Origin of the sequence: uncultured Streptococcus sp. (genome assembly GCF_963518475.1) — a bacterium.
Lineage (GTDB): Bacteria > Bacillota > Bacilli > Lactobacillales > Streptococcaceae > Streptococcus.
On record NZ_CAUQJA010000006.1, the window covers coordinates 78235 to 104734 of the forward strand.

Annotated in this window: 32 protein-coding genes and 1 pseudogene; 3 read left to right on the top strand and 30 right to left on the bottom strand. The window is 38.3% G+C overall.

Translation table 11 applies throughout. From position 1 onward, the window contains the following. Positions 1-5: 5 nt before the first annotated feature. From RYK12_RS03780 to RYK12_RS03820, 9 genes are all read right to left on the bottom strand, one after another. A complete protein-coding gene (locus RYK12_RS03780; protein ID WP_193390789.1) occupies positions 6-2363 on the bottom strand; it encodes a VirB4-like conjugal transfer ATPase, CD1110 family in 2358 nt (785 codons plus the stop codon). Beyond that, a complete protein-coding gene (locus RYK12_RS03785) occupies positions 2314-2673 on the bottom strand; it encodes a PrgI family protein (protein ID WP_001097591.1) in 360 nt (119 codons plus the stop codon). The genes RYK12_RS03780 and RYK12_RS03785 overlap by 50 nt, the downstream gene beginning before the upstream one ends. 53 nt (positions 2674-2726) lie before the next feature. Then, on the bottom strand, positions 2727-3581 hold the full coding sequence (locus RYK12_RS03790) for a conjugal transfer protein TrbL (RefSeq protein ID WP_001054256.1): 855 nt from the start codon (positions 3579-3581) through the stop codon (positions 2727-2729). Positions 3582-3597: 16 nt separating this feature from the next. Then, positions 3598-3840: a hypothetical protein gene (locus tag RYK12_RS03795; protein ID WP_000627865.1), complete on the bottom strand. Its 243-nt coding sequence runs from the start codon at positions 3838-3840 to the stop codon at positions 3598-3600. Between the two features lie 20 nt (positions 3841-3860). Then, complete coding sequence (locus tag RYK12_RS03800) at positions 3861-5738, bottom strand: VirD4-like conjugal transfer protein, CD1115 family (RefSeq protein ID WP_314847095.1); 1878 nt, start codon at positions 5736-5738, stop codon at positions 3861-3863. Further along, positions 5738-6226, bottom strand: a complete 489-nt coding sequence (locus tag RYK12_RS03805; RefSeq protein WP_000093674.1) for a hypothetical protein — start codon at positions 6224-6226, stop codon at positions 5738-5740. Before RYK12_RS03805 ends, RYK12_RS03800 begins: the two co-directional genes overlap by 1 nt. Then, entirely contained in the window at positions 6216-6515 is a 300-nt protein-coding gene (locus RYK12_RS03810) for a hypothetical protein (RefSeq protein ID WP_000869753.1), read from the bottom strand. Before RYK12_RS03810 ends, RYK12_RS03805 begins: the two co-directional genes overlap by 11 nt. A gap of 282 nt (positions 6516-6797) precedes the next feature. Then, the gene (locus tag RYK12_RS03815; protein WP_000492399.1) at positions 6798-7634 is read right to left on the bottom strand and encodes a nucleotidyl transferase AbiEii/AbiGii toxin family protein; all 837 of its coding nucleotides are present in this window, start codon (positions 7632-7634) and stop codon (positions 6798-6800) included. After that, positions 7634-8224, bottom strand: coding sequence for a type IV toxin-antitoxin system AbiEi family antitoxin domain-containing protein (locus RYK12_RS03820; RefSeq protein WP_142358204.1), 591 nt, complete (start codon positions 8222-8224; stop codon positions 7634-7636). Before RYK12_RS03820 ends, RYK12_RS03815 begins: the two co-directional genes overlap by 1 nt. Positions 8225-8417: 193 nt before the next feature. Between RYK12_RS03820 and RYK12_RS03825 the strand changes: the two are divergent. After that, a pseudogene (locus RYK12_RS03825) lies at positions 8418-8528 on the top strand (IS30 family transposase); the annotation flags it as partial. Between the two features lie 107 nt (positions 8529-8635). On the opposite strand, the gene RYK12_RS03830 reads toward RYK12_RS03825, so the two are convergent. From RYK12_RS03830 to RYK12_RS03930, 21 genes are all read right to left on the bottom strand, one after another. Next, complete coding sequence (locus RYK12_RS03830; protein ID WP_049535367.1) at positions 8636-9820, bottom strand: hypothetical protein; 1185 nt, start codon at positions 9818-9820, stop codon at positions 8636-8638. Between the two features lie 3 nt (positions 9821-9823). After that, complete coding sequence (locus tag RYK12_RS03835) at positions 9824-10411, bottom strand: ATP-binding cassette domain-containing protein (RefSeq protein ID WP_084924391.1); 588 nt, start codon at positions 10409-10411, stop codon at positions 9824-9826. Positions 10412-10443: 32 nt separating this feature from the next. Then, positions 10444-10707, bottom strand: a complete 264-nt coding sequence (locus RYK12_RS03840; RefSeq protein ID WP_314847060.1) for a hypothetical protein — start codon at positions 10705-10707, stop codon at positions 10444-10446. A gap of 222 nt (positions 10708-10929) precedes the next feature. Further along, complete coding sequence (locus RYK12_RS03845) at positions 10930-11517, bottom strand: CPBP family intramembrane glutamic endopeptidase (protein ID WP_084924388.1); 588 nt, start codon at positions 11515-11517, stop codon at positions 10930-10932. Positions 11518-11519: 2 nt separating this feature from the next. Continuing rightward, positions 11520-11753, bottom strand: a complete 234-nt coding sequence (locus tag RYK12_RS03850) for a hypothetical protein (RefSeq protein ID WP_000840776.1) — start codon at positions 11751-11753, stop codon at positions 11520-11522. 12 nt (positions 11754-11765) lie between these two features. Next, positions 11766-12146, bottom strand: coding sequence for a hypothetical protein (locus RYK12_RS03855; protein WP_000566543.1), 381 nt, complete (start codon positions 12144-12146; stop codon positions 11766-11768). Next, on the bottom strand, positions 12139-12588 hold the full coding sequence (locus RYK12_RS03860; RefSeq protein ID WP_042751129.1) for a hypothetical protein: 450 nt from the start codon (positions 12586-12588) through the stop codon (positions 12139-12141). Before RYK12_RS03860 ends, RYK12_RS03855 begins: the two co-directional genes overlap by 8 nt. Next, positions 12572-13930 (bottom strand): DNA (cytosine-5-)-methyltransferase, encoded by a 1359-nt coding sequence (gene dcm / locus RYK12_RS03865; RefSeq protein WP_084924387.1) that lies wholly within the window; start codon positions 13928-13930, stop codon positions 12572-12574. The genes RYK12_RS03860 and dcm overlap by 17 nt, the downstream gene beginning before the upstream one ends. A 99-nt stretch (positions 13931-14029) precedes the next feature. After that, positions 14030-14809, bottom strand: a complete 780-nt coding sequence (locus RYK12_RS03870; RefSeq protein WP_084924385.1) for a replication initiator protein A — start codon at positions 14807-14809, stop codon at positions 14030-14032. Next, the gene (locus tag RYK12_RS03875) at positions 14806-14979 is read right to left on the bottom strand and encodes a hypothetical protein (RefSeq protein ID WP_084924384.1); all 174 of its coding nucleotides are present in this window, start codon (positions 14977-14979) and stop codon (positions 14806-14808) included. Before RYK12_RS03875 ends, RYK12_RS03870 begins: the two co-directional genes overlap by 4 nt. A gap of 208 nt (positions 14980-15187) precedes the next feature. Further along, entirely contained in the window at positions 15188-16549 is a 1362-nt protein-coding gene (gene rlmD, locus RYK12_RS03880; protein ID WP_314847073.1) for a 23S rRNA (uracil(1939)-C(5))-methyltransferase RlmD, read from the bottom strand. A 73-nt stretch (positions 16550-16622) separates the two neighbouring features. Continuing rightward, the gene (locus tag RYK12_RS03885; protein WP_001227769.1) at positions 16623-17597 is read right to left on the bottom strand and encodes a DUF1002 domain-containing protein; all 975 of its coding nucleotides are present in this window, start codon (positions 17595-17597) and stop codon (positions 16623-16625) included. A 73-nt stretch (positions 17598-17670) separates the two neighbouring features. Beyond that, positions 17671-18285 (bottom strand): cell wall hydrolase Pmp23, encoded by a 615-nt coding sequence (gene pmp23, locus RYK12_RS03890; protein WP_045611714.1) that lies wholly within the window; start codon positions 18283-18285, stop codon positions 17671-17673. Then, positions 18285-19259, bottom strand: coding sequence for a nucleoid-associated protein (locus tag RYK12_RS03895; RefSeq protein ID WP_185757721.1), 975 nt, complete (start codon positions 19257-19259; stop codon positions 18285-18287). The genes pmp23 and RYK12_RS03895 overlap by 1 nt, the downstream gene beginning before the upstream one ends. Positions 19260-19266: 7 nt before the next feature. Continuing rightward, positions 19267-20523: a serine hydroxymethyltransferase gene (glyA, locus tag RYK12_RS03900; protein WP_261027217.1), complete on the bottom strand. Its 1257-nt coding sequence runs from the start codon at positions 20521-20523 to the stop codon at positions 19267-19269. 61 nt (positions 20524-20584) lie between these two features. Further along, on the bottom strand, positions 20585-21016 hold the full coding sequence (locus tag RYK12_RS03905; protein ID WP_314847077.1) for a GNAT family N-acetyltransferase: 432 nt from the start codon (positions 21014-21016) through the stop codon (positions 20585-20587). Position 21017: 1 nt separating this feature from the next. Continuing rightward, positions 21018-21620, bottom strand: a complete 603-nt coding sequence (locus RYK12_RS03910) for an L-threonylcarbamoyladenylate synthase (RefSeq protein WP_314847079.1) — start codon at positions 21618-21620, stop codon at positions 21018-21020. Next, on the bottom strand, positions 21604-22440 hold the full coding sequence (gene prmC, locus RYK12_RS03915; RefSeq protein ID WP_314847082.1) for a peptide chain release factor N(5)-glutamine methyltransferase: 837 nt from the start codon (positions 22438-22440) through the stop codon (positions 21604-21606). The genes RYK12_RS03910 and prmC overlap by 17 nt, the downstream gene beginning before the upstream one ends. Continuing rightward, the gene (prfA, locus tag RYK12_RS03920) at positions 22440-23519 is read right to left on the bottom strand and encodes a peptide chain release factor 1 (RefSeq protein ID WP_001028819.1); all 1080 of its coding nucleotides are present in this window, start codon (positions 23517-23519) and stop codon (positions 22440-22442) included. Before prfA ends, prmC begins: the two co-directional genes overlap by 1 nt. Before the next feature lie 9 nt (positions 23520-23528). After that, the gene (locus RYK12_RS03925) at positions 23529-24008 is read right to left on the bottom strand and encodes a GNAT family N-acetyltransferase (RefSeq protein ID WP_314847084.1); all 480 of its coding nucleotides are present in this window, start codon (positions 24006-24008) and stop codon (positions 23529-23531) included. Then, the gene (locus tag RYK12_RS03930) at positions 23998-24597 is read right to left on the bottom strand and encodes a thymidine kinase (protein ID WP_314847087.1); all 600 of its coding nucleotides are present in this window, start codon (positions 24595-24597) and stop codon (positions 23998-24000) included. Before RYK12_RS03930 ends, RYK12_RS03925 begins: the two co-directional genes overlap by 11 nt. 122 nt (positions 24598-24719) lie before the next feature. On the opposite strand from RYK12_RS03930, the gene RYK12_RS03935 reads away from it, so the two are divergent. After that, positions 24720-24902, top strand: coding sequence for a 4-oxalocrotonate tautomerase (locus RYK12_RS03935; protein WP_001117401.1), 183 nt, complete (start codon positions 24720-24722; stop codon positions 24900-24902). 137 nt (positions 24903-25039) lie between these two features. Continuing rightward, positions 25040-26413, top strand: a complete 1374-nt coding sequence (mnmE, locus tag RYK12_RS03940) for a tRNA uridine-5-carboxymethylaminomethyl(34) synthesis GTPase MnmE (protein ID WP_314847093.1) — start codon at positions 25040-25042, stop codon at positions 26411-26413. Positions 26414-26500: the final 87 nt, after the last annotated feature.

Here is a 26500-nt window from a genome sequence, read left to right on the forward strand (position 1 = left end):
TCCCCTTAATTAGAAGCCATTTTATCAGGATCCGTACTCATGATATCAAACAATTGAGTACCTTGAGGAATCTTATTTTTAAAGGGAACGACAACTGAACCAGCTTTTATTAGTCCAGCCCCTTTTTCTGGATTGACTAGGTATTTTTCGAGTTCTTTTGACAAGCCTAAGAGTTGAACCAATTCTTCTCTATCATTTTTTGCTTGCTTGAGGAGAATCATAAATTCACTATTTGCAATAATCCGTCTACCATTTGGATCTAACAATAAAGTTTCGACGTTTTGAGTTATTCCAGTCGGACTAGCTCCATATTTTCTGACACGACTCCACAATTTAAAGAAGAAGTCACTGGCATATTTATCTAATAAGAGAAGCTGCATTTCATCAAAATAAATCCAGGTCTTCTTCCCTAATTTTTGGTTGCGAACAACACGATTCCATATCTGATCAAAAACCACCATAAGAGCGATTTGTTTCAGCTCATCCCCTAACTTCTTAACGTTATAAATCAAGAAATTAGATCCAGTCTGAATATTAGTCTTATGAGAAAAAATGTCAAGAGAACCTTCGACATACAGTTCCATATCAAGTGCCAAATTCTGCGCTTCTTCTTCTGGTTGTTGGCTCAAGACAAAGACCCATTCTTCCAAAGAAGGCTCTTTAAATGACTGATAGGTGAGTCTGGTAACTCGGTCGATAATCGATTTTTCTCTTCCATCCATTTTCCTATCGAGTAGCTTGCCGATAAAGGATAAAAGAAATTCTGATTTTACCTTAACAGGATCCTCATCCATATTTTCATCAGACAAGTCAAGGACATTGAGATAGGTTTGGGAATCGGGCGCAATATCAATCATTTCTCCACCAAAAGCTCGTCCAATGACACTGTATTCTGCTTCTGGATCCACGATGATAATTTCAGTATTTTCACCAGATTCCTTGATTTTGGTCGTGATAATTTCATGCTTGGTTGCCATCCCTTTCCCAGCTCCAGATGTTCCTAAAATCAGACCAGACGGTGTATTTAATAGGCTACGATCAATGGTAATAATATTGCTTGAAATTTGATTGATACCGTAATATTTCCCACTACGGTCTTGTAAGTCTACTGAAGTCCAAGGTGAGTTCACTGCTACATTGGACGTTAATAAACTCCGTGATACCCCCTCTAAAAAATCACAACCAAATGGCAGCAAACTATTAAAGGCTGCTTCTTGCATATATGGAAGTTTATCAATCATTAGGTCATTTGAGCCGGCCACTTGTTGAATAGTGTCTAGGGCTTGTTTAAGTTCTTCTTCATCCTGACCAAAGACCCCAATCAAGAAGACCGTTTGAAATAGTTTATCTCCTGTCTCGGTCATGGTTTTTAAGAGTTCTTCAGCTTCATCGATATTGCTTTCTAAAACATGGCCTACTTTTTCCAAATAGATACCTGTACGAGCTAGTTTTTGTTGTTCCCCAATCTTTTGGGATTCCATCAAGGTCTTCTTTGTTCGTAGTTTCTTCATGGCATCTGCCTTGGTCGAACTTTGAGCATGAAGGCTCACTATCAATTCCAAATCTCCTTGCATGAGGTCTCTGATAAACTGATCCCCTAATTCCATACCGTAGTCTCTGACATAGACAATCTGTAATAAGCGGTCATTGATTTGTAGGTAATTCTTGTTTTTAAAATCCAAGAGATTAGGTGCTATGAAGTGACGAGTTGTCTGACCAGATCTCGTTAAATCACGGTAAGAAAAAGGAAGATGGTGTTCTCCTCTAAGCATATCCGCCAACAAGTTGACACGGTCTTCTCCAGCCAAGGATTCAAATCGTGCATCAATTTCTGAGAAACCACTCTTGAAATATTCTCCTATTTGAGACAAGGAACGATAGGCTTGTTTGGGATTAGAATCCTTTCTTCCAAAGCTAATCAGTTTCACAGCTGAAAAGTTATTTTCCCCACTGTCTAAATTTTGATTCATCATCCGATTCAATTCTTGACGATAGCTATCATATCCATCTTCTTTTTCCTCATACAAAACACTTTGTCTAAACTTTTCTAAATTCAATCTTTTATTAAAGATAGTCAATTGGAAGTTGGTTTGGTCATCTAGGGAGTTAATCAAATCAGAATACTTCTCAATGATTGCGCCCTTATCCTCTAAACCAACGGTCTGGTAATTGACATCACCAAGTAAATAGCTTTGTGAGAAATAATCTTCTTTTACCTGCATCAGACCATTTTGATACAGGGCTTGATAGGAAAGAGTATTAGCCGTTGAGGGTAACACTTCCTCTTTTTTATCTTTAACTTTTTCCTTTTTATTAGTCATTGAAGTTTTTTGTTTCTTTAATGTATTTGATTTTCTTTTCATGTTCAGATCCTTTCTTTCCTGTAATTGTGCGTAGGGGAACCGTTAGTTCAAAATGAAGACGGTATTTCAAATAATGTTCAAAATATAAATCATTGGGTTTATAGACTCCAAAAAGCATGAGGGGGATGGTAAAGGCAAACACAAAACCGTAAACAAACCAATCTCCAAATTGCCAGAAAAAGAGATTCAAGCCCAAAACAATAATTGTGACAATAAAGGCTGGTAAAACAAAGATGATTTGTCTTGTGGTGAAACCTAACCAAGCCCTGTGTTGGTATTTTGAGATGTCTTTAAAGACACGTGTATTCATGACTTTCCTTTCTAAAAAGGCTAAGAAGCAATCACTTCCTAGCCTTTATCTAATTACATACCTAAAATTGAGCGAGCCGTACGTTGAGAACCAACGAGGGCAATAATCAGTAAGATAGCTTGTATCAAACTACCAAACATAATCGCAAGTGATTGCAAGACTCCCGCACCATTTGAAACAGCTATTTTCCCAGCAGATTCAAACAAAGGAACAAGAGAAACAATCAGAAAAATGAGAACCCCTTGTACCGCATAAACCATAATATTTTTTAAATAGCCAATACCAATAGACTTCCACTCATCACTTAAAAATGTTGGAATCGTAAGAGGGGCAAATGGAATCATAAGGTAGAGTTGAATAAATCGAATAGATACCAAAAGATTGACCATGGCCGCACTTACTATCCGAACAAGCCAAATGAGGAGGGCGAAAAAGCCCACAATCATCCGGCCAATAAATCCTGAACCTTTTAATCCAGAGATGGTATCATACTTTGCCCCACCATGAGCCACAATCGAGGCCACTTGTTCAATGGCGTGACTCGCAATCCCGATGATGGCTTCTACAATCACGGTAGTGTTGGTAATCACGACTGCGACCATGATATAACTAATCAACATCGGTGCTAATGCTTCAAAGGTCATCGCTCCACCAGAGTTAGCAATTTTCTTTGCCATCTTCGAAAATTCTAGGATGAGAACAACTGATAAAATCGCAACTCCAAGAGGCTGCATGACACTTTTAGTAATACTAGACATATAAGTCCAAACTGTTGGATTGTAGCTAGATAGAGATTTAATCAGATCTACCGTAGATTGTAAATCCACATTAAATCCTTCAAATAAATTTTCAGCTGATATTTTTTCAGATGCAAGGTAAACAAAGGGTGAGACTAAACTAAGGTTCATGTCATTGTTTATCCTCCTAAATTGAAATCTGGGTTACAAAGGCTCCAGCAGCCCCTACCATAACACCACCGACAATTTCAAGAATGGCATTCCGAACACCTGGTCCACCATCTTTAATGTTGGTTGCAAGATTGACAATCCCCACAACAACGAGAAAGGCACCAACCGCAATCAATCCCTTCTGCAATAAAGACATAGCTTGTGCGAACATAGCACTTGCGTCTACTCCATAAACAAAACCTTTAAAATGCGTAATCATCTATTTCCTCTTTTCTATTTTTATTTTAAACTAGATTCAAAAGTTAAATCACGAATTCTAAGGCCTTCAAGATGATTTTCTTGTCTTTGATTCAAAGGATTGATTTGATAGTTCCACCACCGTTCATCGGTTTCTTGATTGGCTAGGTACTTCCAGTTTGGATGCTTGGTTGAATTGTATTTTTTGCTTTTAAAGACAGGCATATTGGCAATTCGAACCAAGCATTCATGCCGTTTCATATTTCCGACCTCATCGGGTGTCATTAAATCACGAGCAATCTTTTGATGAGAAAGGGATCCTGAACCTGTTTGGCCAAAGGAACGACTAGTATTTCGAACATCAATGGTTTGTTTACCGAGTAAGCCACTCATAAATTTAAAGGTATCTTCATCATTACCACCTAAGTAGACTAAGCTATCACAATTTCCAAGAATGGTTTTCCAAGCTTCTTTTTCTTTATAGAGCCCTTGAAGTTGGGCAATATTTTGAAGAATGGGAACGAGACTCATATTTCGAGAACGGACTGTTGAGGTTTGTTCAGCAAAATCTGGAATTTCTCCGATATTTGCGAACTCATCTAAATAGACTCTCACATGAAGAGGCAATTGACCCTTAAAATCAATATCTGCTTGTCTTGTTAGGGTTTGAAATACGGTTGAAAAAAAGAGGGCTGAAAGAAAGCGAAAGGTACTATCGTTATCTGGGATAACTAGGTAAACCATTGATTTTTCCTTGCCCCATGTCTTCATATCAAGGGTATCTCTTTTGGTCAAATCCATGACACTTTGAATATTGAAGAGGGCAAATTTAGCAGTGGTTACAGCAACAACAGAATCCAGAGTCTTATCCTTATAATTTTGGAAATCTGCCCAATTTCGCATGGTAAAATTTTCAGTCCCATACTTTTTAGCATAATTTTCAAATAGAATTTCTAAGACACTTTTTTCTTGATTTTCACCCTTTGATAAGTGTTTAATGAGTTTTGAGATTTCAGCAAAACTTGGATAACGCCCTCGTTTTTTTCGCTTTTCCACTTCTTTTTTTTGACGTTTCAACAAGTTTTGGTATTCTTTTTGACTTAAACGACTTTCTTCTATGAGCTGTTCTCTTGTTTTGGGTGGATTATAGAAATCGACCAAGTAGGAGGCTAAAGCTCGTACCAAAGTCATAGAAGCTTCATCCCAAAATGGATCACTACGAGATCCAGAGCCTTTAGTGTTATTAAAATAAACCGTCAGCATGCGATTCAAATCATTTTCTGTCTCTATATAGCGAAAAGGATTGAAGCCATCTGAGTTCTTCATATTGACTAAATCTAACACCTTTACTTGGTAGCCATGTTCTAAAAAGAGTTTGCCTGTTTTCTCGGCCAAGTGATCTTTAGGATCCACTACAATATTAGAACTATTCATCTGAATCAGATTGGGTTTCACAAAGCGAAATGTCTTCCCACTTCCTGAACCTCCAATCACCGCAATATTCTTATTTCTATCAAATTGGGGTGGTTTTTTATCTAATAATGTCAAACGAACATCTTGTGCTAAGATCGTATCATGAGAAAATTCCTTACCGTAAAAGAGCTTCTTTTCTTTTAGAGTTCCAAAACGGGCGCTCCCGTATTCTACCCCTTCTCGGTATTGTTTTTTACCAGTCTCTAAATAGAGATAAACCAGCAACATCATCACAAAGCCTAGTAGAAAAAAAGCACTTGATTTTCCAGTAAAAGAAATATTCCATGGCGACTGAAGAACTTCATCTTGACCTTCCATCAGGAGACGACTCCATTTATCTAAGGTATTTCCAGTATAGGAATCATACAAAAGCGTCAAACGATGAAAAAGATAGCCTAGTAAGATACCTAACAGTGAGAATAGTAGGAATTTCTTTCCACTGTACATCATCTCACCATCTCTTTCTGTTTGACGGCACCTTCTTGTCTAAAGGTAATTTGGGATTTAGCCTCATCAATTGCATCGTCTAATGACTTATCCATGGTAAAATCAGCTAATTTCTCCGGATCATTAACCATTTTTTCTAACAGATGGTCTAAATGATTGTCTAGAATCGAACGGTCTTTCGTGTAGAAATGTAGAGAATCCCCTTGCCAAGCGATGGCTAAAGGAATCTCTTCTTTTTCTAAAAAAGCTTTAAATTTCTCTATATCAATTGGTTTGTCTAAAAAATCTTTTTTCAGATTAATCGTATCAATCGCATAGGGAGATTGTAGCAATTCTTCTAATTTCTGCACCCCTATCTTATAGGCGGAATCCTGTGCTAAAGCCTGACGTCTAGACCATTCTAGAATCTTTAAAAGACTTTTTACAGTAAATAAAAGACTACGCTCTGCATATTGAACTGCCATTCGTTCCTGTTGTTCAGAGGACATCTGATGCCTCCTTCTTCACAAATAGCAGCTTTCCTTCTTTATAGCGATAAGCTATCAATTTCTGACGTTGCTTAATCGACTTGACAACCTGCAGTAGATCTCTCGAATAAGGTTCTCGAAGAGTAACTTCTACTGCTTTCCCATCAAAGATACCAACACGTTTAAATTCAATGTAGTCTTTTTTGAGATGTCCTAAGCCCATACCAAAAGGAAAGTGATGAATCAATTGGATGGTACAGCCACCTTTATTTCCCATTTGTTTCAAATCATACAAGTTTACTACCTTCATGATTAACTCCTTTATCTAGTTTGTCGCATCGTTTAAGTCTGGTAACGATAAACTCCGTGTCTGTTAGAAAATTCTCACACACGTCTTGTGCCAGTTGCCCTTCACAGGGAAATACTCTCAGTCCCTACTTACACAGGCACGCTAATCAAGACGGAGTGGATTCAATTTTCAAAGAACAGGTAGCTTTATTATAGATAAGAGTAGTTGAAATTTTTATCACATTTTTGGAGTTATTGGAATAAAAAAAGCAACTCACTGCTTTACTAATGAGTTACTTTTGTACTAAAATATTTGTTGCATAATTTCCCTAATAACCTGAACAGAGTTATCAAATGAGATATCTTTAGCATACTTAAATTGGCGTTGATAACGAATCCATAGCTCTTTCTGATAATCAGAAATTTCAATTCCTCTCACTTGTTCTTCCCAATTATAAATAGTATCTTTACTTTTACGTTTTTCTGCCGTATTTTCAAGTGCATTTTTTAATACTTCAAGATTAATCTCTTCTTTTCTAAGTTTATACAAAGTGAAAAGATCATATCGATCACGTGGTCGTGTCGAAGCTAAGCCTCTACTAATGATCGTTTCTAACTTTTCAGCAAGTACAGTCTCTAGATTATATGTCCATATCTTGATGCTTTCATTAGTAAAGATAGAAGTCATTGAATAAGTAATTTCTCTTGGTGTGATCTTATCACCAGTAGTAATATCAATAAAAACAACCTCCTTTAATGTATCAAAAGTTGCATTTAATTTTAATGAAAATCCTCCATATTCATCATCTTGGCGAATAGGTTCTAGCTTATCTACTGAAAATGAAAATCCATCAGTTTTAGAACAAAGAATCTCTTCAAAGATATGAATCAAATTTTCTCTGCTCATTTCAGTTCCCTTCAGAGTAACATCTAAATCCATTGTGGTTCGCTTATCTAGTCCAATCATTTGACCTATTAGATACCCTCCTTTTACAATGAAGGAATCTCTGTAAGAACTAGTAGAAATCAGCTTTAACACTTGCTCAATTAAATAATGTTGTTGTACTTGTTGAGCTGGAATTCCCTTATCTTTTGAGATATTTTTGATTTTTGCTTTAAAGCTATTCGCATTTGAAAACATTAAGATAGCACCTCCGTATAAGATTGTAACTTATCAGTTACTTTAAATAGCTGGGCATAATAAAATAATTTGTGTAAATGAATTTGATTTTGTTGAAAATATTTTTTAAACGCTGGTGCAATAATTTGAAGATCCACCTTATGAACTGGTCTTAGACATTCAACCAAAACTCGTTCAACTTCATAAACTTTAATAAATTGACCAGGAAGACGCTCTATTTCAATAATTCCTTCACTATAGTGAGAACGTAAGATAATAGGACATATATCTGCTTCCTTAATGTTTTTGGTATTCGTACCATAAGGAAAACTCATCGTCATGTTAAAAGGGATAGTCAAAGATAAACCATGTAACCAAAGTGCTGTCTCCAAAGAAAAGATTCCCTTTGGAAATCGATACTGAAGGACAAACCACTCATCTAAATAAATATCAGGTAAGCGATATAACCCTTTTTCTTCAGCATCGATTTTTCCTTCTTTAACCATTTTTAATAAGGTTTTGTAGTGTAAATTTTCATCCATTACTTGTTTAAAAGTTAAAAAACCATACTGATTGAAAGAGTTCATCAGTTTCTCTCTTTTATCAACCATATCATTCTCCTTTCTTGGAAACAAAATACTAACATCTTCTATATATGTTAGCATTTTATTTCTTTAAAATCAATTCATTTAGTTTTTTTATTTCAAAATCAATCCATACGTAAGACAGACCAGCTATTATTAAAGAAAAAATAAGATATAGACTGATAGGTTCCACACCAAATGTAGCCCCATACTTCAGGAAACTAAGAAAACGACTCCCAAAGAAGTCGCATTCATCGAAAATTGGATTAATAACTATCCTAAAAAATGCTTGCACTACAAGTCTCCTAGAGAATTTCTTCTTGGTTGCTAACTTGAACTTGAAATTTGGCGTTTTCTTCTTGATGTCCGCATCAAAAAGAGAGAATCAAGTTGATTCCCTCTCTATGTTAGTTTTTACTTATTTTCCCTATAGGAAAGCTAGGATCTATTAAAAAATTCTTTTTTCTGTGAACTTCCCCATCTTTCGATAAATAGAATCCCCACTAACAAAAGGATAATCAGGCAAGGAAGTAAGATCATCCCCATGCTCCAATTTAGATTGACATTATCAATTTGCTTAGGTAGTCTTCCAGATAAAATCTCTACTGAACGCAAGTAAGTAAAGGGAATCAGATGGGCAATACTCTGAAGAGGCTGAATGGTTTGGATACCAAACAACAAGCCAACAATCCCAATGAGGGAAAGAAAGAGGACAGGCATTTTTTGCTTGAAAAAGTAAGCAATCAAGTAGACGACTTCCACAATGACGATAAAAGCTAAGAAAGCTAAGAGCAAGCTAGGAAATAACACATCTTGTATTTTTCCAATAGTCACCTCTTGATTCGTTAAGCTATAGATTGGATAGGGATAATCTAACTGTCCAAAACCACTTATCAGACTTCCCGCTAGAAAAGAAAATCCACAGATTCCGATAAACAGCACAGTTACATATCCCACTCCAACTCCAAGAGAGGACATGGCAAATGTCACTTTTGAAAAAGGATATAACTGAGCTGTATCGAGATGATTTTGATATCTTTCTGCGAACAGTTGTGTTAGCATAAAAATAATAGCAACCACAAACAAGGTTGGGATGATTACCTCTAAAATCCAGACAATCTGATCAATCCCGTGGGTAGGAAACTCCAAAGTATGTGCTTTTATGTTCAAAGGATACAGGGCTTGGTAAATCTTCCGTTCACGGTCAACCCCCATTTTTAATTCAGAGCTAGAAGTCGGGTCATTTGATACAAATTCATAATTCTTCTCTTCATCTTGCCACTGCAAATAGTAGGCTTCTTTCCAGCGCCCTTCTTTTAATAAAGTCAGAATTTCTGTCTTTCGCGTCAAAAGATTTTTTTGCAAGTCTAAATCACTTTTAGCAATCTGGTATTCCTCCGAGCTGGTGTCAGACATTTGGGAGAGCTTCTCTTCATTTTCATTGATAGCTCTCTCGTTGGCTGCAATACGAGTTTCCAACCTGCTCTCCAAGCTGAATGAGTTTGCAGTCCGACTATTGAAATAAAAGGTAACACCGAGTACAGATGCAAATAAAAGTAAGATAATCCAGTTTAAACGACTTTTGAAAACTTTCTTTAACAAAAATAGGCTAACATCTTTCATAAACTAAACCTCTTCTATCTGCCCCTGATGAATGGTTACCATGCTATCGCAAATCTCCACTAACTCCTCTTTGTAGTGGGAACTCAAAAGAACCAGCTGTTCTTGCCTATTGATTTGTGCCAATCTATCAAAAAACTTCTGTCGATAATACTCGTCTAAACCATTGGTAATCTCATCCATGAGCCAGCATTTCGCTTGACTCAGGAAATACATGGCAATCACCAAGCGTTGCTTCATCCCTAAGGAATACTTGCGGATGGGAAGGCTGATATAGTCAGACATTTCCCAGTAGGTGATTTCATCCCTCAAGTTTAGGTCTGACTTCCAGATATTTTTTATGAGACAAAGGTAGTCCATCCCACTTAAGTTTCCATCCAACCATTCAACGCTCTCATAATAAAATAAAGAAGGAGAGGCTGCGATATGTCCACTACTAAGGGGAAGCAGCTTGCTCATAGCTCGGAATAGGGTCGTCTTCCCAGAGCCATTGATAGCAAGAAGGCCATAAATCCTACCCTTTTTAAAGGTGAAATCCGCATCTTGCAAGATGACTTGTCGCGTTTTTAAGGTAACATGAGTAAGAGTTAACATATCCAGCCCTCCTTTTTCTCACTCTTTAAGGATTAATAACCTCCAGTATAGTTGTTTATGACCTCATAACGATCGAAATTCCAGCCATAACCAACTTTATACTCAGAATAGCTATAATAATGAGACCATTCCGGAATGACCTTATATCTATGTAAATGGTAATTCATACTATACCTATAGAAGAGATTCCAATCATACCGATAACTTTTAAGAACACTCTCAGCAGATACACTAGACTGAAAAAGACCAATAGATAACAAACTAGCTAATAAAACAACTTTTGCTGATTTTTTCATGGTTTTCACCTCACTAATTTATTTACTTCCGAAAGCGCTTTAATTATATCATTTTTTTATCTGTTATGCAATAGTTTTTTGGATTTATTTTAATAATATATAACATTCGTAACTTCTCAAAATAACTCCCATTGTCTGTAGCAACTGTCCAAAAAAGAGGACGGATTGTGGGAAACTGGAAGTTAGATTTAGAAGCTACCTAAATAAATCAGGTCACCTATTTTAAAAAAGCAGCAAACTATAAGCTAGTAGGTTCCACACCAAATGTAGCCCCATACTGCCCCATAAGTCAGATTTATAGCGCACCATACCTAAAAACATCCCCAATGAAACATATAAACACCAAGCTAGAATGGTTCCTGGATGATGAGCTAAGGCGAACAAAACACTTGTCAAAGCAACTCGAATATCTAATTTTCTAACCAAGTTCCATAAAATTTCTCGATACAGAAATTCTTCAACCATACTCGCATTGATTAAAAACAATAAAAATGAAAACCAAGGAACTTGATGTTGAAGGCCAATTAAGTTTGCTTGATTCGTGGTTCCTTGAGCATGGATTAGGCTAAAACATAGACTTATAATCATTAGGCTAGCTAATCCAATACCAAGCCATTTCATCCTAGATTTCATATCGATTTTATGCGCTTGTTTACGTTGACCATACATCCATAAAAAAGAAATGAGCGACGCACAATAAAAAATCTGTAGTATAGTTAACTCACCGATACAAAGCAATTTCAGTAAGTATAGGGATAGCAATAGGACATTAACTTGTTGGAATATATAAACTGGAATTATTCTTTTCATAGTTACCTCCGAAATAAATCTTCATAATCTAAATCTAATACCTGCACAATCCTTTCTACCCATGGACTTTGAGGCATTCGTTGTTCCATCTTATAGTGGCGAATCTTTTGATACAGACGATTCAATTCACTTGGATAGTGAAACTCTCCCGCAAACATTTTTCTGGTTAACTCAATCCAGCTAATATTTCTTTCAGCCAAAATAATGGACAAGTTCTCCCAAAATCGTTCAGCCATATTGCTTCTCCTTTAGTTAGATAAATAATGTGTTTGTGCCATGTAAATCAATTGTTTCGTATCTCTTGGCAATAAAGCTCTAGCCTCCTCCAGATTCAGATTTGGATAAACTCGCTTATTTGAAACCGCAAGAGGAAGTCTGATGGTTAGTTCAGGATTTTTTAATATCATTTCGATGAAATCTGTTAATTTTAGGTTATCTCGATTCTTAAAACGTAATAAATTTGGAGATAAAAACTCGAAACAATCTGAAGAATAGCTCATCATCTCAATTAATTTGTCCTTTGTCATTTCAGAAACTGAATGACAAGATACCTCGATGCCATAGTTTTGGAAGAAGTCTAAAAGAAGTTGATTTCTTTGGCTATTTTTACTTAGATAGAGATCAATCATGGGAGACCTCCCAAAGATTCGGTTCCATTTGATATTCTGAAACGATTAAGGAATCTAATAAATTTGAGAAGTTAACTGATTTCTTGTCTTCATCATAAGCTTTTACAGTTACTTGGGTTGTAAGTATTCCCTCTTTTCCCTCGGCTCGATAGCCTTGCCCATATAAAACAAAAACAAGATTATGATTATCATCTACAAAGGCATCAGCTCCGTTCTTTATATCCTGACTTTCAAGGAATTCCATAATGTTTTGAAGATAGGATTCATAAAATAGTGGGTAATTGTGTTTTTTATGGTAATAATCTAAAAATTTTACTTCAAACTCACATGGATAATTGGGCATCAAAAATATTTGTTCATCCAATTGCATCATTTCTGCATCATGTAATTCTGTTTCTAATTCATCACAATATAGTATTGACTCTTTATTTAATGCTTTCATCTTTTTCCTCTATTTCTTTTAATTTCTTTGCGATTGCGGCAATCACAGGAACGGTTACACTATTACCAGCTTGTTTATAGAGCTGACTATTACTAGAGACTTTTCTAGCAGCTTCAAAAGCCCAATCAGGAAAACCCTGCAGGCGAAAACACTCTTTAGGAGTGATTCGTCGTATTCTCAAACGGTAAAATTGTCCATCTATTAAGACACCGGCTACATGATAAACTTGCTTATCTTCTCCTTCATAGCTAGCAACTACTACTCCCATTTGCCCACTAGTTGTTAACGTATTCGCTATACCTTTTCCAACTCTACCACGACGATACTGAGAACTTGGTCTTTCTAAATTGATTGAATCCCCAATTTCTGCTTGAGCATATCCTTTTTTCGTTGCTTCCCGTACTTTTAGAAATTGGATTGGTTCTGGAATTAGTATTTTGGGGATTTTATCTCCACCTTGCATTGTAGTCAGTGTTGGAGATAAGCCCTCACTTCCATAGACGCGACCAGTTTCCTTAAAACTAGTTGGTAAATCTCCAACAACGACAATACCATGGCGATCCTGAGTATTTAAAGTAAACATTGGCTCTTGATTATCCTTGAAACGTCTACCATTTTGTCTCTTTTCTAATCTGTCTGGTGTAATGCAAGGAATCGCAACTTTAAATCCTTCTCCTTTTCCACGAACTAAGGTTGGCGCAAGACCTTCTGAATAATAGACTTTACCACTCATTCCACTTCTTGATGGATTCAAATTCCCTAGTGCTTTCAAAGTCTCAGAGTTAGTTGCTTGACCTTCTCGTCTGAAAGGAAATAAGAGTCTGGTACCTTTCTTTCTAGAATGTCCGATAATAAACACCCTCTCTCTGTTTTGGGGAACGCCAAAATCCTTACTGTTAAGCACCTGCCACTCAACATCAAACCCCAACTCATCAAGTGTGGTAAGGATTGTGGTGAACGTCCGTCCCTTATCGTGATTGAGTAGGCCTTTAACATTTTCAAGAAAAAGAAAACGTGGTTGGATTTGTTTGGCCGCCCGAGCAATTTCAAAGAACAAAGTTCCTCTAGTATCTTCAAATCCCAATCGTCTTCCTGCGATTGAAAATGCTTGACAAGGGAATCCCCCACAGATGACATCGACTTTCCCTCTAAGTTTTTTAAATTCGTCATCTGAAACATCTCGTATGTCATGAAATTCTATTTCTCCTTTCGTTTGAAAAATGGACTTATAAGATTCTCTAGCAAATTTATCAATCTCACAAAATCCAATACACTCGTGTCCGACACTTTCCATTCCTAGTCGAAAACCACCGATACCTGAAAATAAATCAATAAATTTCATTTCTTTATCACCCCTTTCTGATCGACTATCAATGTCCGAATAGTCACACCACTTGAAATGACAATAAGCATAACTAATATCCACTCGATTGGCGACATTTTAACCACCTCCTTTTCTAACACGGTTGTTCCAAACGGAATATAGACCATTAAACACAAATTCAGCAAGCACTTCCGCACGTCTAACAAAGCGAACATTGTCAAGAGCATACTGATAGATTCTCTCAAAATCCGTCATAGCAATTTCACTGGCTGTTTCAGAAAAACCTTCTCGTCTAAATTGATCTTGTACCAATCCCCAAATATAATCTCGATCATATTTTGTGACCTTTTCTACTTTTCTTTTCAAGATAGGTTTAGTATTCCTATCCTCCTCATCCTCAATAAATAAAGAATCAGTCTCACTATATTTAGTCTCACTAACTTCAGTCTCACTAGGGGCTGAAAATGAGACGGGGGCCGTTTCATTTTCAACCTGCCCTAGTCTTTTTTTAACACTAGCCCTGTTTGAATTACCTACTGGGGTAGAAGATAATTCCCCTAAATAAATCTTATTAGCTAGTCTTCCTTTCTCACTTGAAGACTGTTGGACTTCATCAATTAGGTCATATTCTTTAAGAATTTTTTTGATGGACAGTAATTTTGACTTCGAACAACCTAACAGCCTCATCAGTTTAGAATTAGAAAATACTAAATAGACTGCTCCTTCTTCATCTATCCAACCACGACTAAGAGATAATTCTAAACGATCTTTTAAAATAGAATAAGCCACCTTTACTTCTAGTTTCATATCCATATATTTCTCATCCTCAAAAAGAATTTTAGGTAATTTGTAATATCGTTCTGAAGTTTGGTATTGATTTGCGGTAATTCGTTTCATAGCTCACCTCCAAGTTCTTTGAGTGTTAAATCTCCGCTTGATTCCAAGCGAACCAAGCCACTTTTTTCCAATTCAGCCATAAGAGATATGGCTTCAACAATGTCAATTCCCATTTCACGTACTAAAAATGAAATGACAATATAGCGTGATGATTGTAATTCTTTTGTCATTTTCCCTCCTGAAAATAAAAAAAGGAGAACAATATACAATTGTTCTCTCTTTAGATAAATATTTATTGTTGTATTCATTTTTCCGATGCGCAAACGACATCTACAAATACATATACATCTATGTGCCTTTTTAGGACTTTTCTGACGTCAAAATTGCCTTTATCTACAAAGACAAAATGCTTGTAAAATAGCTTAAAATCAAGGATTTTCACCCTTTTTTTCGTTGTAGCAACACTACACACTCCACGTGATGTGTTTGTGGAAAAAGATCCACCGGTTGGACTTTCTTCAATTCATATCCCCACTCTTGGTAGAGTTTGATATCACGCGCCATAGTAGCGACATTGCAGGAGATATAGGCGATGCGGTCTGCTCCTGTTTGGGTACTAGCTTTGATAAAGCTCTCGGTGAGTCCTTTTCTTGGTGGGTCCACTAGGATAAGACTTGGTTGAATTCCTTCCTTGAGCCAATTCTTCATGGCATTTTCAGCTGTGTCACAGACATAGTGGGCGTTTGAAATATTGTTCAGCTGAGCATTCTTTTTGCTATTCTCAACCGCTTCTGCAATCACTTCAACACCATAAACTTCCTTGACATGTTTCGCAACAGAGAGGCCAATCGTCCCGATACCAGAGTAGGCATCAATAACCACATCATCTGATTTTAATGCTGCAAAGTCAATAGCTGTTTGATAGAGATTCTCCGCCATTTCAGTATTGACTTGGTAAAAAGCGGGACCAGCGATTTGGTAGTCATTTCCCAACATTTGGTCGGTAATATAGTCTTGACCATAAAGCGTACGCCATTCCTTACCAAAAATAGCATTAGTGTTCTGGTCATTAATATTTTGCATAACAGACACAATCTCTGGGAACTGCTTGATTAATTGTTCAATCAATTGTTCCACACGGAAAATCTTTGGACGGGTTGTTACCAAAATAACCATGATTTGTCCTGAGTAATGCCCACGACGTACCACAAGGTTTCGAATCAAGCCAGCTTGTTCCTTTTCATCATAAGGTTTCAGGTCATAACGACGGAGCAAGTCACGTAGAGCTACTACTACCTCATCAATCACAGGATCTTGGATAAAGAAATCTTCTAGAGGCATGAGGTCATGCGAATTCTTACGGAAAAATCCTGTTTCCAAGACACCATTCACACGACGAACAGGGACCTGCGCCTTATTGCGGTACTTGACTGGATGTTCCATACCTAAAGTTTCAGCAACCTCTATATCATCAATTCCAGCAATCTTATATAGACTATCCTTAACTTGCTTGGTTTTAAATTTGAGCTGTTCTGGATAGGCAAGATGACCTAAATCCGCGATTCCTGAACGCAGGTAAGCCAAATCTAGATCTTGATTACGGTGTGGTGATTGGACAAGGTATTCTTCAACTTTCCCAAAGCCAATCTTTTTATTAACCTTGAGAACACGCATGAGGATTTTTTCACTCGGTAAAGCATTTTCAACAAAAAATACCAAACCATCTACCTTGGCCACTCCTGCACCTTCATGGGTCAAGTCAACAATTTCAACTTCTACAATATCATTTTTCTTTAACATTCTCTTCTCTTTCTATTGACCGACAAAAAAGACGGCAACGTTACGGTTACCATCTATTATACCATGATTTTTCTTAAGAACCAAAACTCTTGAAGAAGTTGACAATGGCTTGCCAGAGGGAGCTTAGGAAATTGCCGCCGTCCTCTAGCGCCTTATCAGCATCAAAGTTAAGATTGATATTTTTAAAACTGTCGCCAGCTTGTGAAACAATACTTTGTTTAAGGTCATTCAGGGTTTTAGTGAAGTCTGCATTGCTGAGGATATCACTCTTCGATAGATTCAAAGCAAAATTGATGATGATATTGATTTGGTTTCCTGTTATAACCTGATCCAGTTTATAATTTTTTAAGGTATCTTCAACGATTTTACGGACATCTTCCTCCGTCAGATTTCCCTTGCTTTCTTTAGCTTTGGCGAGTCCTGACTTGATATCAGCTAGGGCAACGTTTAATTTATTAGCATCATAGCCTGACTTGTCCTTGTTTTCAGCATTGATATCGGACAAAGCCTTCAACTCTTCTTGAGCCAAATCTTTGTTGGCTTGTGGCACCTTGGCTCCATTAGCTTCAAGTGAATAGTAAATCCCTGCTAAGGCACTCTCACCTGTAACTGGAATAGGTGCTGCTACAGTAATTTTGGCGTGTTCCACACCCAAAGTTACGGCCGCATTGCGGTACATATCCTGCGTCACCTTAGTAATGTTTTCTGGTGTTTCAATCTTGACCTCAAGTGGCGACTTGTCACCTAGCTTTTGAATCTTGGCTGATGAATACAATTGTAAGCTAGAGTCATTGGCAACATTCATAATCTTAGAATAGACATCAGGTGTCATGGTCTTGAGTTCTTTGGTGTCTGTTGAGGCATTGTAGCCTAGTTTTTTTAGAGTTTGATTTTTTTGATCTTCAGACAATGAAGAACCTAGGACATATTCAGGTTGGACATAGGTTTCATCGATGACTTTTTGAACATCTGTTGCTGCATGGACACTATTCATAGCTGTTACTGCCCACAAGACCGCAGCACTGGTCAGAAAGAGTTTCTTTCTCATAGGGAATTTCCTCCTTTACCTTTCTAGAGTAATATATCTATCTTAAAGAAAACTTATAATAAAAACACCTGGACTAGCCAGATGTCGAAAAGAGAGTGAAACATTTGATGATGTAAAGGTTGAGTTGCACCTGTCTAGAATAGTAATAGTTTCCTCCATTTACATAGAGTTCGGCACCGTGAAAAATGGAAATAGGGTGAATATAACTATAAGTCTTTCCAGTGGAATTACCAAGCAAGGGAGCAACAGTCTCACGAGAGTACTGTTTGGCCAGAGCCAAGGTGTTTTCCTTACCATTTTGGGCGATAAAATCGATATAGGCAGGTCCAAAATTATAGGCTTGAACAGCCGTCCAGACATCAACACCCTTCTTTTGGGCCAGATAGAGATTGTCTGTCAGAGTTTGAACACCTTGCCGAATGCTTGACGCATTATCATTAATGGTGTTGGTGGAACCACTTGCAGACTCACTGGACTGCATAACATCGCCTTCTTTTCCTTTTGTTTCGGTATAAATCATAGCGAGCACAAGCTCTTCGTTTGCTGGGGTGTCTTTTTCACTCAAGATTTCTCGCACCATGGGTTGATAGGTCATGACTTGCTTGACATCTTGGTGAACGCGGTAAGCTTTATAGCCAGCAAAAAGGAAGACTGCTAGCACAAGCACTCTTCGAATTCGTTTAAACATTATTTACTTTGGATATCCTCGATATTTTTGATTAAGATAGAATAGGTTCCATTGTCGTTTTGGATAAACTCAACAGACTCGGCGTCTTGATAGACGTTATTGGGAACGATGAGCTCAATTCCATTTGACAAAGAAAGTTTTTGGTTTTCAAATTTTTTAAGCTGACGACTGGCATCAATTTCATCAAATTGAACAGGCTCTGGTACGGCTTCTTTGACTTGGTCAATAAAGCTCAAACGAGCCGTCAGATTGTTGTCAAAAAGGTCGTTGGCCAATTTTTCAGGTGATAATTCATTGCTTTCTTCTAGGTTGTTGAAAATCGCTGATTTGACCTTAGATTGAAATTGAAAATCATCTGTGTTAAAAGTCTCAGCAATTCTCTGGGCCGTTTTTTCCAGTTCCTTGATGGATTTCTTTGGAGAAATCTTAGGGGAAACGGCAAGAAGATTGTCTGAAAAATAGTTCAAGAAAGTCCCATTGTACTTGATGCGTTTTTCAATCAGATGGTACTTGCGACTCTGAAGATTGACCACCAAGGCCTCATCAGCACCCGTTCCAAATCCAGGCAGGTTATTCTGAGTCAGCTTGATTGGATTATCAACTTCTCCTCCGAGGTGGGTCAGGGTCTCACGCAGGGCAATTCGTAAGAAAGCGAAATGTTCTACGCCTTCTTTAGAAAATTGCACAAAAATCAAGTCATTGGTCTTGAGATTTTCAGAAATACTGAACTCTTCTTTCCAGAGATTAGCCAGTGTTACTGATGTCTCCAACAAATCGTCTGTGATGTGATTGAAGAAGGGATTTTCTTCCTCGAAAATCCCAGTCTTGGCTTCATCTGAATACACACGTTCAATTTTTTTCCGCAGGTATTCTTCGATTTTTGGAGTAATATTGAGAAACTTATCCGCTAGAAACAGCTCGGTATCATCCGGGCTAAACTGATGGATAATAGCTTTCTTAATATAAATGTCCATAAAAGTTTTAGTCCTCGTATAATGGGAAGGCATCTGTCAATTCTTTAACTGCACTCCTCACTTCTTCTAAGACAGCTTCATTTTCCGCATTCTTAAGAGTTTTAATGATAAGTTCAGCCACTTTGCGACTTTCTTCTTCACCAAATCCACGTGCAGTAATGGCTGCTGCTCCGATACGAATCCCACTTGTCTTGAATGGTGACAAGCTTTCGTATGGGATTGAGTTTTTATTTAGGGTAATATTGACTTCATCCAGCAAGTTTTGAGCAACTTTTCCGTTTTCTACAACCTTAGTCACATCCACTAGGAAGAGGTGGTTTTCAGTTCCGCCAGAAATGATACGGAAATCAGGGTCTTGCAAGAAGACATCTGCCATAGCCTTGCTGTTCTTGATGACATTGGCAGCATATTCCTTGAAGGCTGGATCCAAAACTTCTTTGAAGGAAACAGCTTTAGCCGCCACAACGTGCTCCAAAGGACCACCCTGAATACCAGGGAAAATAGCTGAATTGATTTTCTTAGCTAAGTCTTCATCATTGGTCAAAATCAAACCACCACGTGGTCCACGAAGGGTTTTGTGGGTCGTTGTTGTCGTGATGTGAGCGTATGGCACTGGGCTTGGGTGAAGACCAGCTGCAACCAAACCAGCGATATGAGCCATATCTACCATAAGTTTAGCTCCAACAGCATCAGCAATTTCACGGAATTTTGAAAAGTCGATAATTTGAGAATAGGCTGAAGCACCTGCTACGATCAATTTTGGTTTTACTTCTTGGGCTTGTTTCAAGATAGCATCAAAGTCCAAGAGTTCAGTTTCAGGATCCACACTATAAGAAACAAAGTTGTAGGTTTGACCAGAGAAGCTAACAGGAGCTCCGTGGGTCAAGTGTCCACCTGCTGCCAAATCCATCCCCATAACGGTATCACCTGGCTCAATCAAGGCCATGTAAGCCGCACAGTTAGCTTGGCTTCCTGAGTGAGGTTGGACATTAGCGAATTTAGCGCCGAAAATTTCTTTTGCACGTTCAATAGCTAGACTTTCTACCACATCTACCACATCAGTTCCACCATAATAACGGCGTCCTGGGTAACCTTCGGCGTATTTATTCGTCAAGATAGACCCTTGAGCTGCCATAACAGCCTTGGAAACTACGTTTTCCGAAGCAATCAACTCAATGTTATTTTGTTGGCGTTCTTCTTCTTTGGCAATAGCATTCCAGAGATCAGCATCGTATGCTTTAAAATCATCTTTGTCAAAAATCATAGGTCTTCTCCTTTATAGTGTGACTAGTCCATTAGTTTAATTTTCTTATTAGAAAATCAAACTAAAATATGCGAATAAACCGTTTCTGCATTTTATCACAAGTATAACCAACTTTTTCATAAAATGCATGAGCTCCCAGACGATGATCGGCTGAGTTTAAGCGGATAAACCCGTAACCACGTCTTTTTGCTTCTTCTTCCAACCCTTGTAATAAGCTTTTACCAATACCTTGACCTTGCGCTTGAGGTGAAACTGCTAAGGCTAAAATATTAAATCCTGCTTTAGAATAAAGTGATTCATAGACCTCAGCGTGGACATAGCCAAGTAAGACATGACTAGCTTCATCCTCATAGCCAAGAAGGAAATGATGGGAATCCTGAGATAGTCTGGCTAATTGACTAGCCGTTTCCTCTGAACTAAAAGAATAGCCCAAAGCCTCTTGGTTGATATCACATATAGCTTTCACATCAGTTTCTCTTAAATTTCTGAGCATCTCATTCCTCCTCAAAAGAAATCTCTGGCAACCGAGCAAGAATATCTTCTCGCTTAATGGCCCCTTGGCGTAAGATTTTCACCTTGTCTCCCGACAAATCCAAAATAGTTGAATCCTGTCCAGTTAGAAAAGCATCGTCTTCCAGACCCAGAACCTCTTGGTCAAAATCCTTCAGAATTTGTTCAAAGGTTACTCCACTTGCCTGACCTGAAATATTGGCAGACGGTCCAATCAAGGGCCCCGTCTCTCGAATCAAATCAAGGGTAATGGGATGACTAGGCATCCGAAATCCAACAGTTGCAAGACCAGAATTGACCCAATAGGGAACTCTGTCATTAGCTTCGAGAATAATGGTTAAGGGACCTGGTAAAAAGGTCTCTACAAGTTTTTGAAGATAAGTTGGCTGATTCTTAGAAAAGTACAAAATGTCCTCTAGAGAGGCGATATTAAGATTGAGCGCCTTGTCCCTGGGACGACGTTTAATCTGGTATACATGATTAACTGCTTTTTCGTCTAGAGCCTTGGCAAAAAGACCGTAAACTGTCTCTGTAGGTAGAACGACAGCTCCACCATTTTCCAACTCTTGTCTAATCCTGTCCATCATCAACCACGACCATCCTATCTTGACCAAATTGGTCCTTAAGTGTTCTTACACGTTTTTCAGGAAGATGCTTACTAAAAAGTTCAGGAACACTTTGACCTTGCTTGTATCCAATTTCAAGGTAAATCTTACCACCGTCTTTGAGATAGTCTTTTGCATCTTCCGCAATTCTACGGTAAATAGCTAGGCCATCCTCGTCTGCAAAGAGAGCTAGATGAGGCTCCGAATGCAAAACATTCAAGCCGACCTCTGACACATCTTCACGAGAGATATAGGGTGGATTGGAAACAATTATATCATATTTTTCAGAAATTTCTGTAAAACAGTCAGATTTTTTTAAAAATATTTGAAGATTTTGATTTTTAGCATTTTCATTAGCTACATCTAAAGCATCTTGGGAAATATCTGCTGCTGTCACTGACCAATCTGGTCTGTTTTTTGCTAAGGCGAGAGCAATAGCTCCACTACCTGTTCCAATATCCAGAACTGAAAGATTCGTCTCAGGATTTTCAGCCAGGATAAGCTCCACCAACTCCTCTGTTTCTGGACGAGGGATCAATACTCGCTCATCAACTTTTAACTGCATTCCATGAAAATCTGCCTGTCCAATGATGTACTGTGCCGGTTTATGAGCTGCTAACTGTTGGAAAATTCCTTTTACAAACACTTCTTCCTCTTCCGTCACTTCCTGCTGAAGGGCAAAAACAAAGTCCGTAAAAGAAAGATTTTTCAGGCTACGATAGACAAAAGAGAGGCTTTCTGCTTCCTCTCCCTGTCTTATCAATTCTTCTTCAAAATCTGAAAATAATTGAGCTAATTTCATTATTTATTTAATTCTTCTAATTTTTGCGTTTGGTCATAGAGCACCAAGGCATCCACAACTTCATCCAATTTACCAGACAAAATGGTATCTAGTTTTTGGAGAGTCAAGCCGATACGGTGGTCTGTGACACGGTTTTGTGGGAAGTTATAAGTACGAATCCGTTCTGAACGGTCACCAGTACCGATTGTCGACTTACGCTCAGCATCTTGTTCATCTTGTGCAATTTGTGCGAAGTGGTCAGCAACACGCGCACGGATGATTTTCATGGCTTTCTCACGGTTCTTCTGTTGAGTACGTTCTTCCTGCATCTCAACCTTGATATTGGTTGGCAAGTGAACGATACGAACGGCAGTAGCAACCTTATTGACGTTCTGTCCACCAGCACCAGAGGCGTGATAGATGTCGACACGAAGGTCTTTTGGATCGATATCGTATTCTACTTCTTCGACTTCAGGCATAACAAGGACTGTTGCTGTCGAAGTATGTACGCGACCTTGGCTTTCTGTCACAGGGACACGTTGCACACGATGGGCTCCAGACTCATACTTAAGTTTAGAGTATACAGATTGACCCGAAACCATAGCAACTACTTCTTTGAAACCACCAACACCATTCATAGAAGCCTCCATGACTTCAAAGCGCCAGCCTTGGGCTTCCGCATACTTTTGGTACATAGTTAGAAGGTCTCCGGCGAAAAGTGCTGCTTCGTCTCCCCCAGCTGCTCCACGAATTTCTAAGATAATATTCTTGTCATCGTTTGGATCCTTTGGAAGGAGCAAGATTTTCAGTTTTTCTTCGTATTCTTCTTTTTCAGCCTTGGCATCTTTGAGTTCTTGCTTGGCCATTTCTTCCAAGTCCGCATCTCCGCTTGATTCTTTAATCATCTCTTCAGCGTCAACGATGTTTTGAAGGACTTGTTTGTACTCACGGTAGGCTGTTACTGTATCACGAGTTGAAGCTTCTTCTTTTGAAAGCTCCATAAAACGTTTGGTGTCAGAGACCACATCCGGGTCACTCAGCAATTCTCCTAATTCTTCATAACGGTCTTCTACAGCTTGTAGTTGATCATAGATGTTCATTTTTTCTCCTTATTTCTCAATTGTTAAATCATAGATTGCTACTACTTCGTTCTCGGATATTTCCCCAGTTTCTTTAAATCCATAACTGAGGTAACAATATCTTGCATGTTCATTTTCTGGTTCATAAGACAACCAAAGTTTATTGCTTAAACCTGCTGGCGCTGTTCGAACATAGTCTAGTACTTTATCCATAATTGGTTTAAAATATCCTTTATTTTGAAAATTCTTATCAATCATAAAACGAAATAGTAAATAATTTCCACTACTAATTCCGATTTTTTTATCATAAGCTATCATCACAAAACCTATAATTGCATCATTATCATAAACTGCCAATGGAGCTACAAAATCTCCATTTTTAGTGTAGACGTATGCTTCAGCTAAACTAATTGCGTTGGTTGCAATGAATTGTTTTTGATATTCCTTGACATCCAAATTCAAAATATCAAAATAATTTTCCATTGTAACATCTCTTAGTTCAATTGTCATAGTTTCGCTCCTTGTTAGAGGTTATCATTGGCGCAAAATAATGTTTACGGCAAACTGAGATATAGGTTTCATTTCCACCGATCTGGATCTGCTCACCATCATAAACGGGCAGTCCATCCTGTGTTCGCAAAACCATAGTCGCCTTTTTCTTGCAATACTGACAGATGGTCTTGATTTCGTCAATCTTGTCTGCTAAGAGCAAGAGATACTTGGAACCTTCGAACAGTTCATTGCGAAAGTCATTTTTCAAGCCAAAAGCCATGACGGGTATATCTAACTCGTCCACAACACGAGCTAGGTCGTAAACATGATGACGTTTGAGAAACTGGGCTTCATCGACCAAAACACAGTAAGGCTTTTCTGGTAGGTCTCGGATATAGCCAAAGATATCCGTCGTCTCCTCAATTGCAAGAGCTGGGCGTTTCATACCGATTCGACTCGACACATAGCCAACACCGTCACGCGTATCCAGAGCCGAGGTCATAATCACAACACCTTTTCCTTGCTCCTCATAGTTATAGGCCACCTTGAGAATCTCAATCGTCTTACCAGAGTTCATGGTCCCATAACGATAATACAACTGTGCCATGTTTCTTGCTTCACGTCCATTTCTAAATTTTTGCTACATTCTAGTATATCATAATTTTCTTAAGCTTTAAACGGCAAAATGTGGTAAAATAGAAGAAATCAAAACTAGTGGAGGAAGCCATTATGCCATTTGTACGCATCGATTTATTTGAAGGACGCACGCTCGAGCAAAAGAAAGCTCTTGCTAAGGAAGTAACAGAAGCTGTTGTTCGCAACACTGGAGCCCCTCAATCAGCTGTTCATGTCATCATCAACGACATGCCAGAAGGAACCTACTTCCCACAAGGGGAAATGCGCACCAAATAAGCTAGCTTAAGCAGAAATGCTTAGGCTTTTTCAATCTCCAAGTAGCATCCATTGAAGAAATAGTTCAAATTTGTTACAATTTGAAAAGAGACTTGGAAAAATTTCTAAGAAAAGAGCTATTAATTAAAGGAAACATTATGATTACACGTGAATTTGATACCATCTCTGCTATCTCTACTCCACTAGGCGAAGGAGCCATCGGTATTGTCCGCCTGAGCGGAACAGAAAGTTTTGCTATTGCGCAAAAGATTTTTAAAGGAAAAGACTTGTACAAGGTTGCCAGTCACACTCTCAACTACGGTCACATTATTGATCCTCTGACTGGTAAAGTCATGGACGAAGTCATGGTTGGGGCTATGAAATCTCCAAAAACCTTCACTCGTGAGGATATTATCGAGATTAACACTCACGGTGGGATTGCGGTGACCAATGAGATTCTCCAGCTAGCTATCCGTGAAGGGGCTCGGTTGGCAGAACCTGGTGAATTTACCAAACGTGCCTTTCTAAACGGTCGTGTGGATTTGACACAGGCCGAGGCAGTGATGGATATCATCCGCGCCAAGACTGACAAGGCCATGAACATTGCGGTCAAACAATTAGATGGTTCCCTTTCTGATCTTATCAATAATACCCGTCAAGAAATCCTTAACACACTTGCCCAAGTTGAGGTCAATATCGACTATCCTGAGTATGACGATGTTGAGGAAGCGACTACTGCTGTTGTCCGTGAGAAGACTATGGAGTTTGAGCAATTGCTAACCAATCTCCTTAGAACAGCCCGTCGTGGTAAAATCCTTCGTGAAGGAATTTCTACAGCAATCATCGGCCGTCCCAACGTTGGGAAATCAAGCCTTCTCAACAACCTCTTGCGTGAGGACAAGGCTATCGTTACAGATATTGCTGGTACTACTCGAGATGTCATTGAAGAATACGTCAACATCAACGGTGTTCCTCTAAAATTGATTGACACAGCTGGTATTCGTGAAACGGATGATATCGTTGAACAAATCGGTGTTGAGCGTTCAAAAAAAGCCCTTAAGGAAGCCGACTTGGTTCTACTGGTGCTAAATGCCAGTGAACCACTGACTGCTCAAGACAGACAACTTCTTGAAATTAGTCAGGATACAAACCGCATTATTCTTCTTAATAAAACCGATCTGCCTGAAACGATTGAGACTTCGGAACTACCTAAAGATGTTATTCGTATTTCAGTCCTTAAAAACGAAAATATAGATCAGATTGAAGAGAGAATCAACAACCTCTTCTTCGAAAATGCTGGTTTGGTTGAGCAAGATGCTACTTACTTGTCAAATGCCCGTCACATTTCCTTAATTGAGAAGGCCGTTGAAAGTTTGCAAGCTGTTAATGAAGGTCTTGAACTGGGGATGCCTGTTGACTTGCTTCAAGTTGACTTGACTCGTACTTGGGAAATTCTCGGAGAAATCACAGGTGATGCTGCTCCAGATGAACTCATTACCCAACTCTTTAGCCAATTCTGTTTAGGAAAATAAGAAAAATCCATGATCGTTTTTGCGGTCATGGATTTTAGGCTCTATAATATTTGTAGTGGGTAAATCCCCTATAGATATTATGGAGCC

Coding starts and splice junctions, on each gene's coding strand:
- RYK12_RS03780 (WP_193390789.1), bottom strand. CDS start 2,363: ATGAAAAGAAAATCAAATACATTAAAGAAACAAAAAACTTCAATGACT.
- RYK12_RS03785 (WP_001097591.1), bottom strand. CDS start 2,673: ATGAATACACGTGTCTTTAAAGACATCTCAAAATACCAACACAGGGCT.
- RYK12_RS03790 (WP_001054256.1), bottom strand. CDS start 3,581: ATGAACCTTAGTTTAGTCTCACCCTTTGTTTACCTTGCATCTGAAAAA.
- RYK12_RS03795 (WP_000627865.1), bottom strand. CDS start 3,840: ATGATTACGCATTTTAAAGGTTTTGTTTATGGAGTAGACGCAAGTGCT.
- RYK12_RS03800 (WP_314847095.1), bottom strand. CDS start 5,738: ATGTACAGTGGAAAGAAATTCCTACTATTCTCACTGTTAGGTATCTTA.
- RYK12_RS03805 (WP_000093674.1), bottom strand. CDS start 6,226: ATGTCCTCTGAACAACAGGAACGAATGGCAGTTCAATATGCAGAGCGT.
- RYK12_RS03810 (WP_000869753.1), bottom strand. CDS start 6,515: ATGAAGGTAGTAAACTTGTATGATTTGAAACAAATGGGAAATAAAGGT.
- RYK12_RS03815 (WP_000492399.1), bottom strand. CDS start 7,634: ATGTTTTCAAATGCGAATAGCTTTAAAGCAAAAATCAAAAATATCTCA.
- RYK12_RS03820 (WP_142358204.1), bottom strand. CDS start 8,224: ATGGTTGATAAAAGAGAGAAACTGATGAACTCTTTCAATCAGTATGGT.
- RYK12_RS03830 (WP_049535367.1), bottom strand. CDS start 9,820: ATGAAAGATGTTAGCCTATTTTTGTTAAAGAAAGTTTTCAAAAGTCGT.
- RYK12_RS03835 (WP_084924391.1), bottom strand. CDS start 10,411: ATGTTAACTCTTACTCATGTTACCTTAAAAACGCGACAAGTCATCTTG.
- RYK12_RS03840 (WP_314847060.1), bottom strand. CDS start 10,707: ATGAAAAAATCAGCAAAAGTTGTTTTATTAGCTAGTTTGTTATCTATT.
- RYK12_RS03845 (WP_084924388.1), bottom strand. CDS start 11,517: ATGAAAAGAATAATTCCAGTTTATATATTCCAACAAGTTAATGTCCTA.
- RYK12_RS03850 (WP_000840776.1), bottom strand. CDS start 11,753: ATGGCTGAACGATTTTGGGAGAACTTGTCCATTATTTTGGCTGAAAGA.
- RYK12_RS03855 (WP_000566543.1), bottom strand. CDS start 12,146: ATGATTGATCTCTATCTAAGTAAAAATAGCCAAAGAAATCAACTTCTT.
- RYK12_RS03860 (WP_042751129.1), bottom strand. CDS start 12,588: ATGAAAGCATTAAATAAAGAGTCAATACTATATTGTGATGAATTAGAA.
- dcm (WP_084924387.1), bottom strand. CDS start 13,930: ATGAAATTTATTGATTTATTTTCAGGTATCGGTGGTTTTCGACTAGGA.
- RYK12_RS03870 (WP_084924385.1), bottom strand. CDS start 14,809: ATGAAACGAATTACCGCAAATCAATACCAAACTTCAGAACGATATTAC.
- RYK12_RS03875 (WP_084924384.1), bottom strand. CDS start 14,979: ATGACAAAAGAATTACAATCATCACGCTATATTGTCATTTCATTTTTA.
- rlmD (WP_314847073.1), bottom strand. CDS start 16,549: ATGTTAAAGAAAAATGATATTGTAGAAGTTGAAATTGTTGACTTGACC.
- RYK12_RS03885 (WP_001227769.1), bottom strand. CDS start 17,597: ATGAGAAAGAAACTCTTTCTGACCAGTGCTGCGGTCTTGTGGGCAGTA.
- pmp23 (WP_045611714.1), bottom strand. CDS start 18,285: ATGTTTAAACGAATTCGAAGAGTGCTTGTGCTAGCAGTCTTCCTTTTT.
- RYK12_RS03895 (WP_185757721.1), bottom strand. CDS start 19,259: ATGGACATTTATATTAAGAAAGCTATTATCCATCAGTTTAGCCCGGAT.
- glyA (WP_261027217.1), bottom strand. CDS start 20,523: ATGATTTTTGACAAAGATGATTTTAAAGCATACGATGCTGATCTCTGG.
- RYK12_RS03905 (WP_314847077.1), bottom strand. CDS start 21,016: ATGCTCAGAAATTTAAGAGAAACTGATGTGAAAGCTATATGTGATATC.
- RYK12_RS03910 (WP_314847079.1), bottom strand. CDS start 21,620: ATGATGGACAGGATTAGACAAGAGTTGGAAAATGGTGGAGCTGTCGTT.
- prmC (WP_314847082.1), bottom strand. CDS start 22,440: ATGAAATTAGCTCAATTATTTTCAGATTTTGAAGAAGAATTGATAAGA.
- prfA (WP_001028819.1), bottom strand. CDS start 23,519: ATGAACATCTATGATCAACTACAAGCTGTAGAAGACCGTTATGAAGAA.
- RYK12_RS03925 (WP_314847084.1), bottom strand. CDS start 24,008: ATGACAATTGAACTAAGAGATGTTACAATGGAAAATTATTTTGATATT.
- RYK12_RS03930 (WP_314847087.1), bottom strand. CDS start 24,597: ATGGCACAGTTGTATTATCGTTATGGGACCATGAACTCTGGTAAGACG.
- RYK12_RS03935 (WP_001117401.1), top strand. CDS start 24,720: ATGCCATTTGTACGCATCGATTTATTTGAAGGACGCACGCTCGAGCAA.
- mnmE (WP_314847093.1), top strand. CDS start 25,040: ATGATTACACGTGAATTTGATACCATCTCTGCTATCTCTACTCCACTA.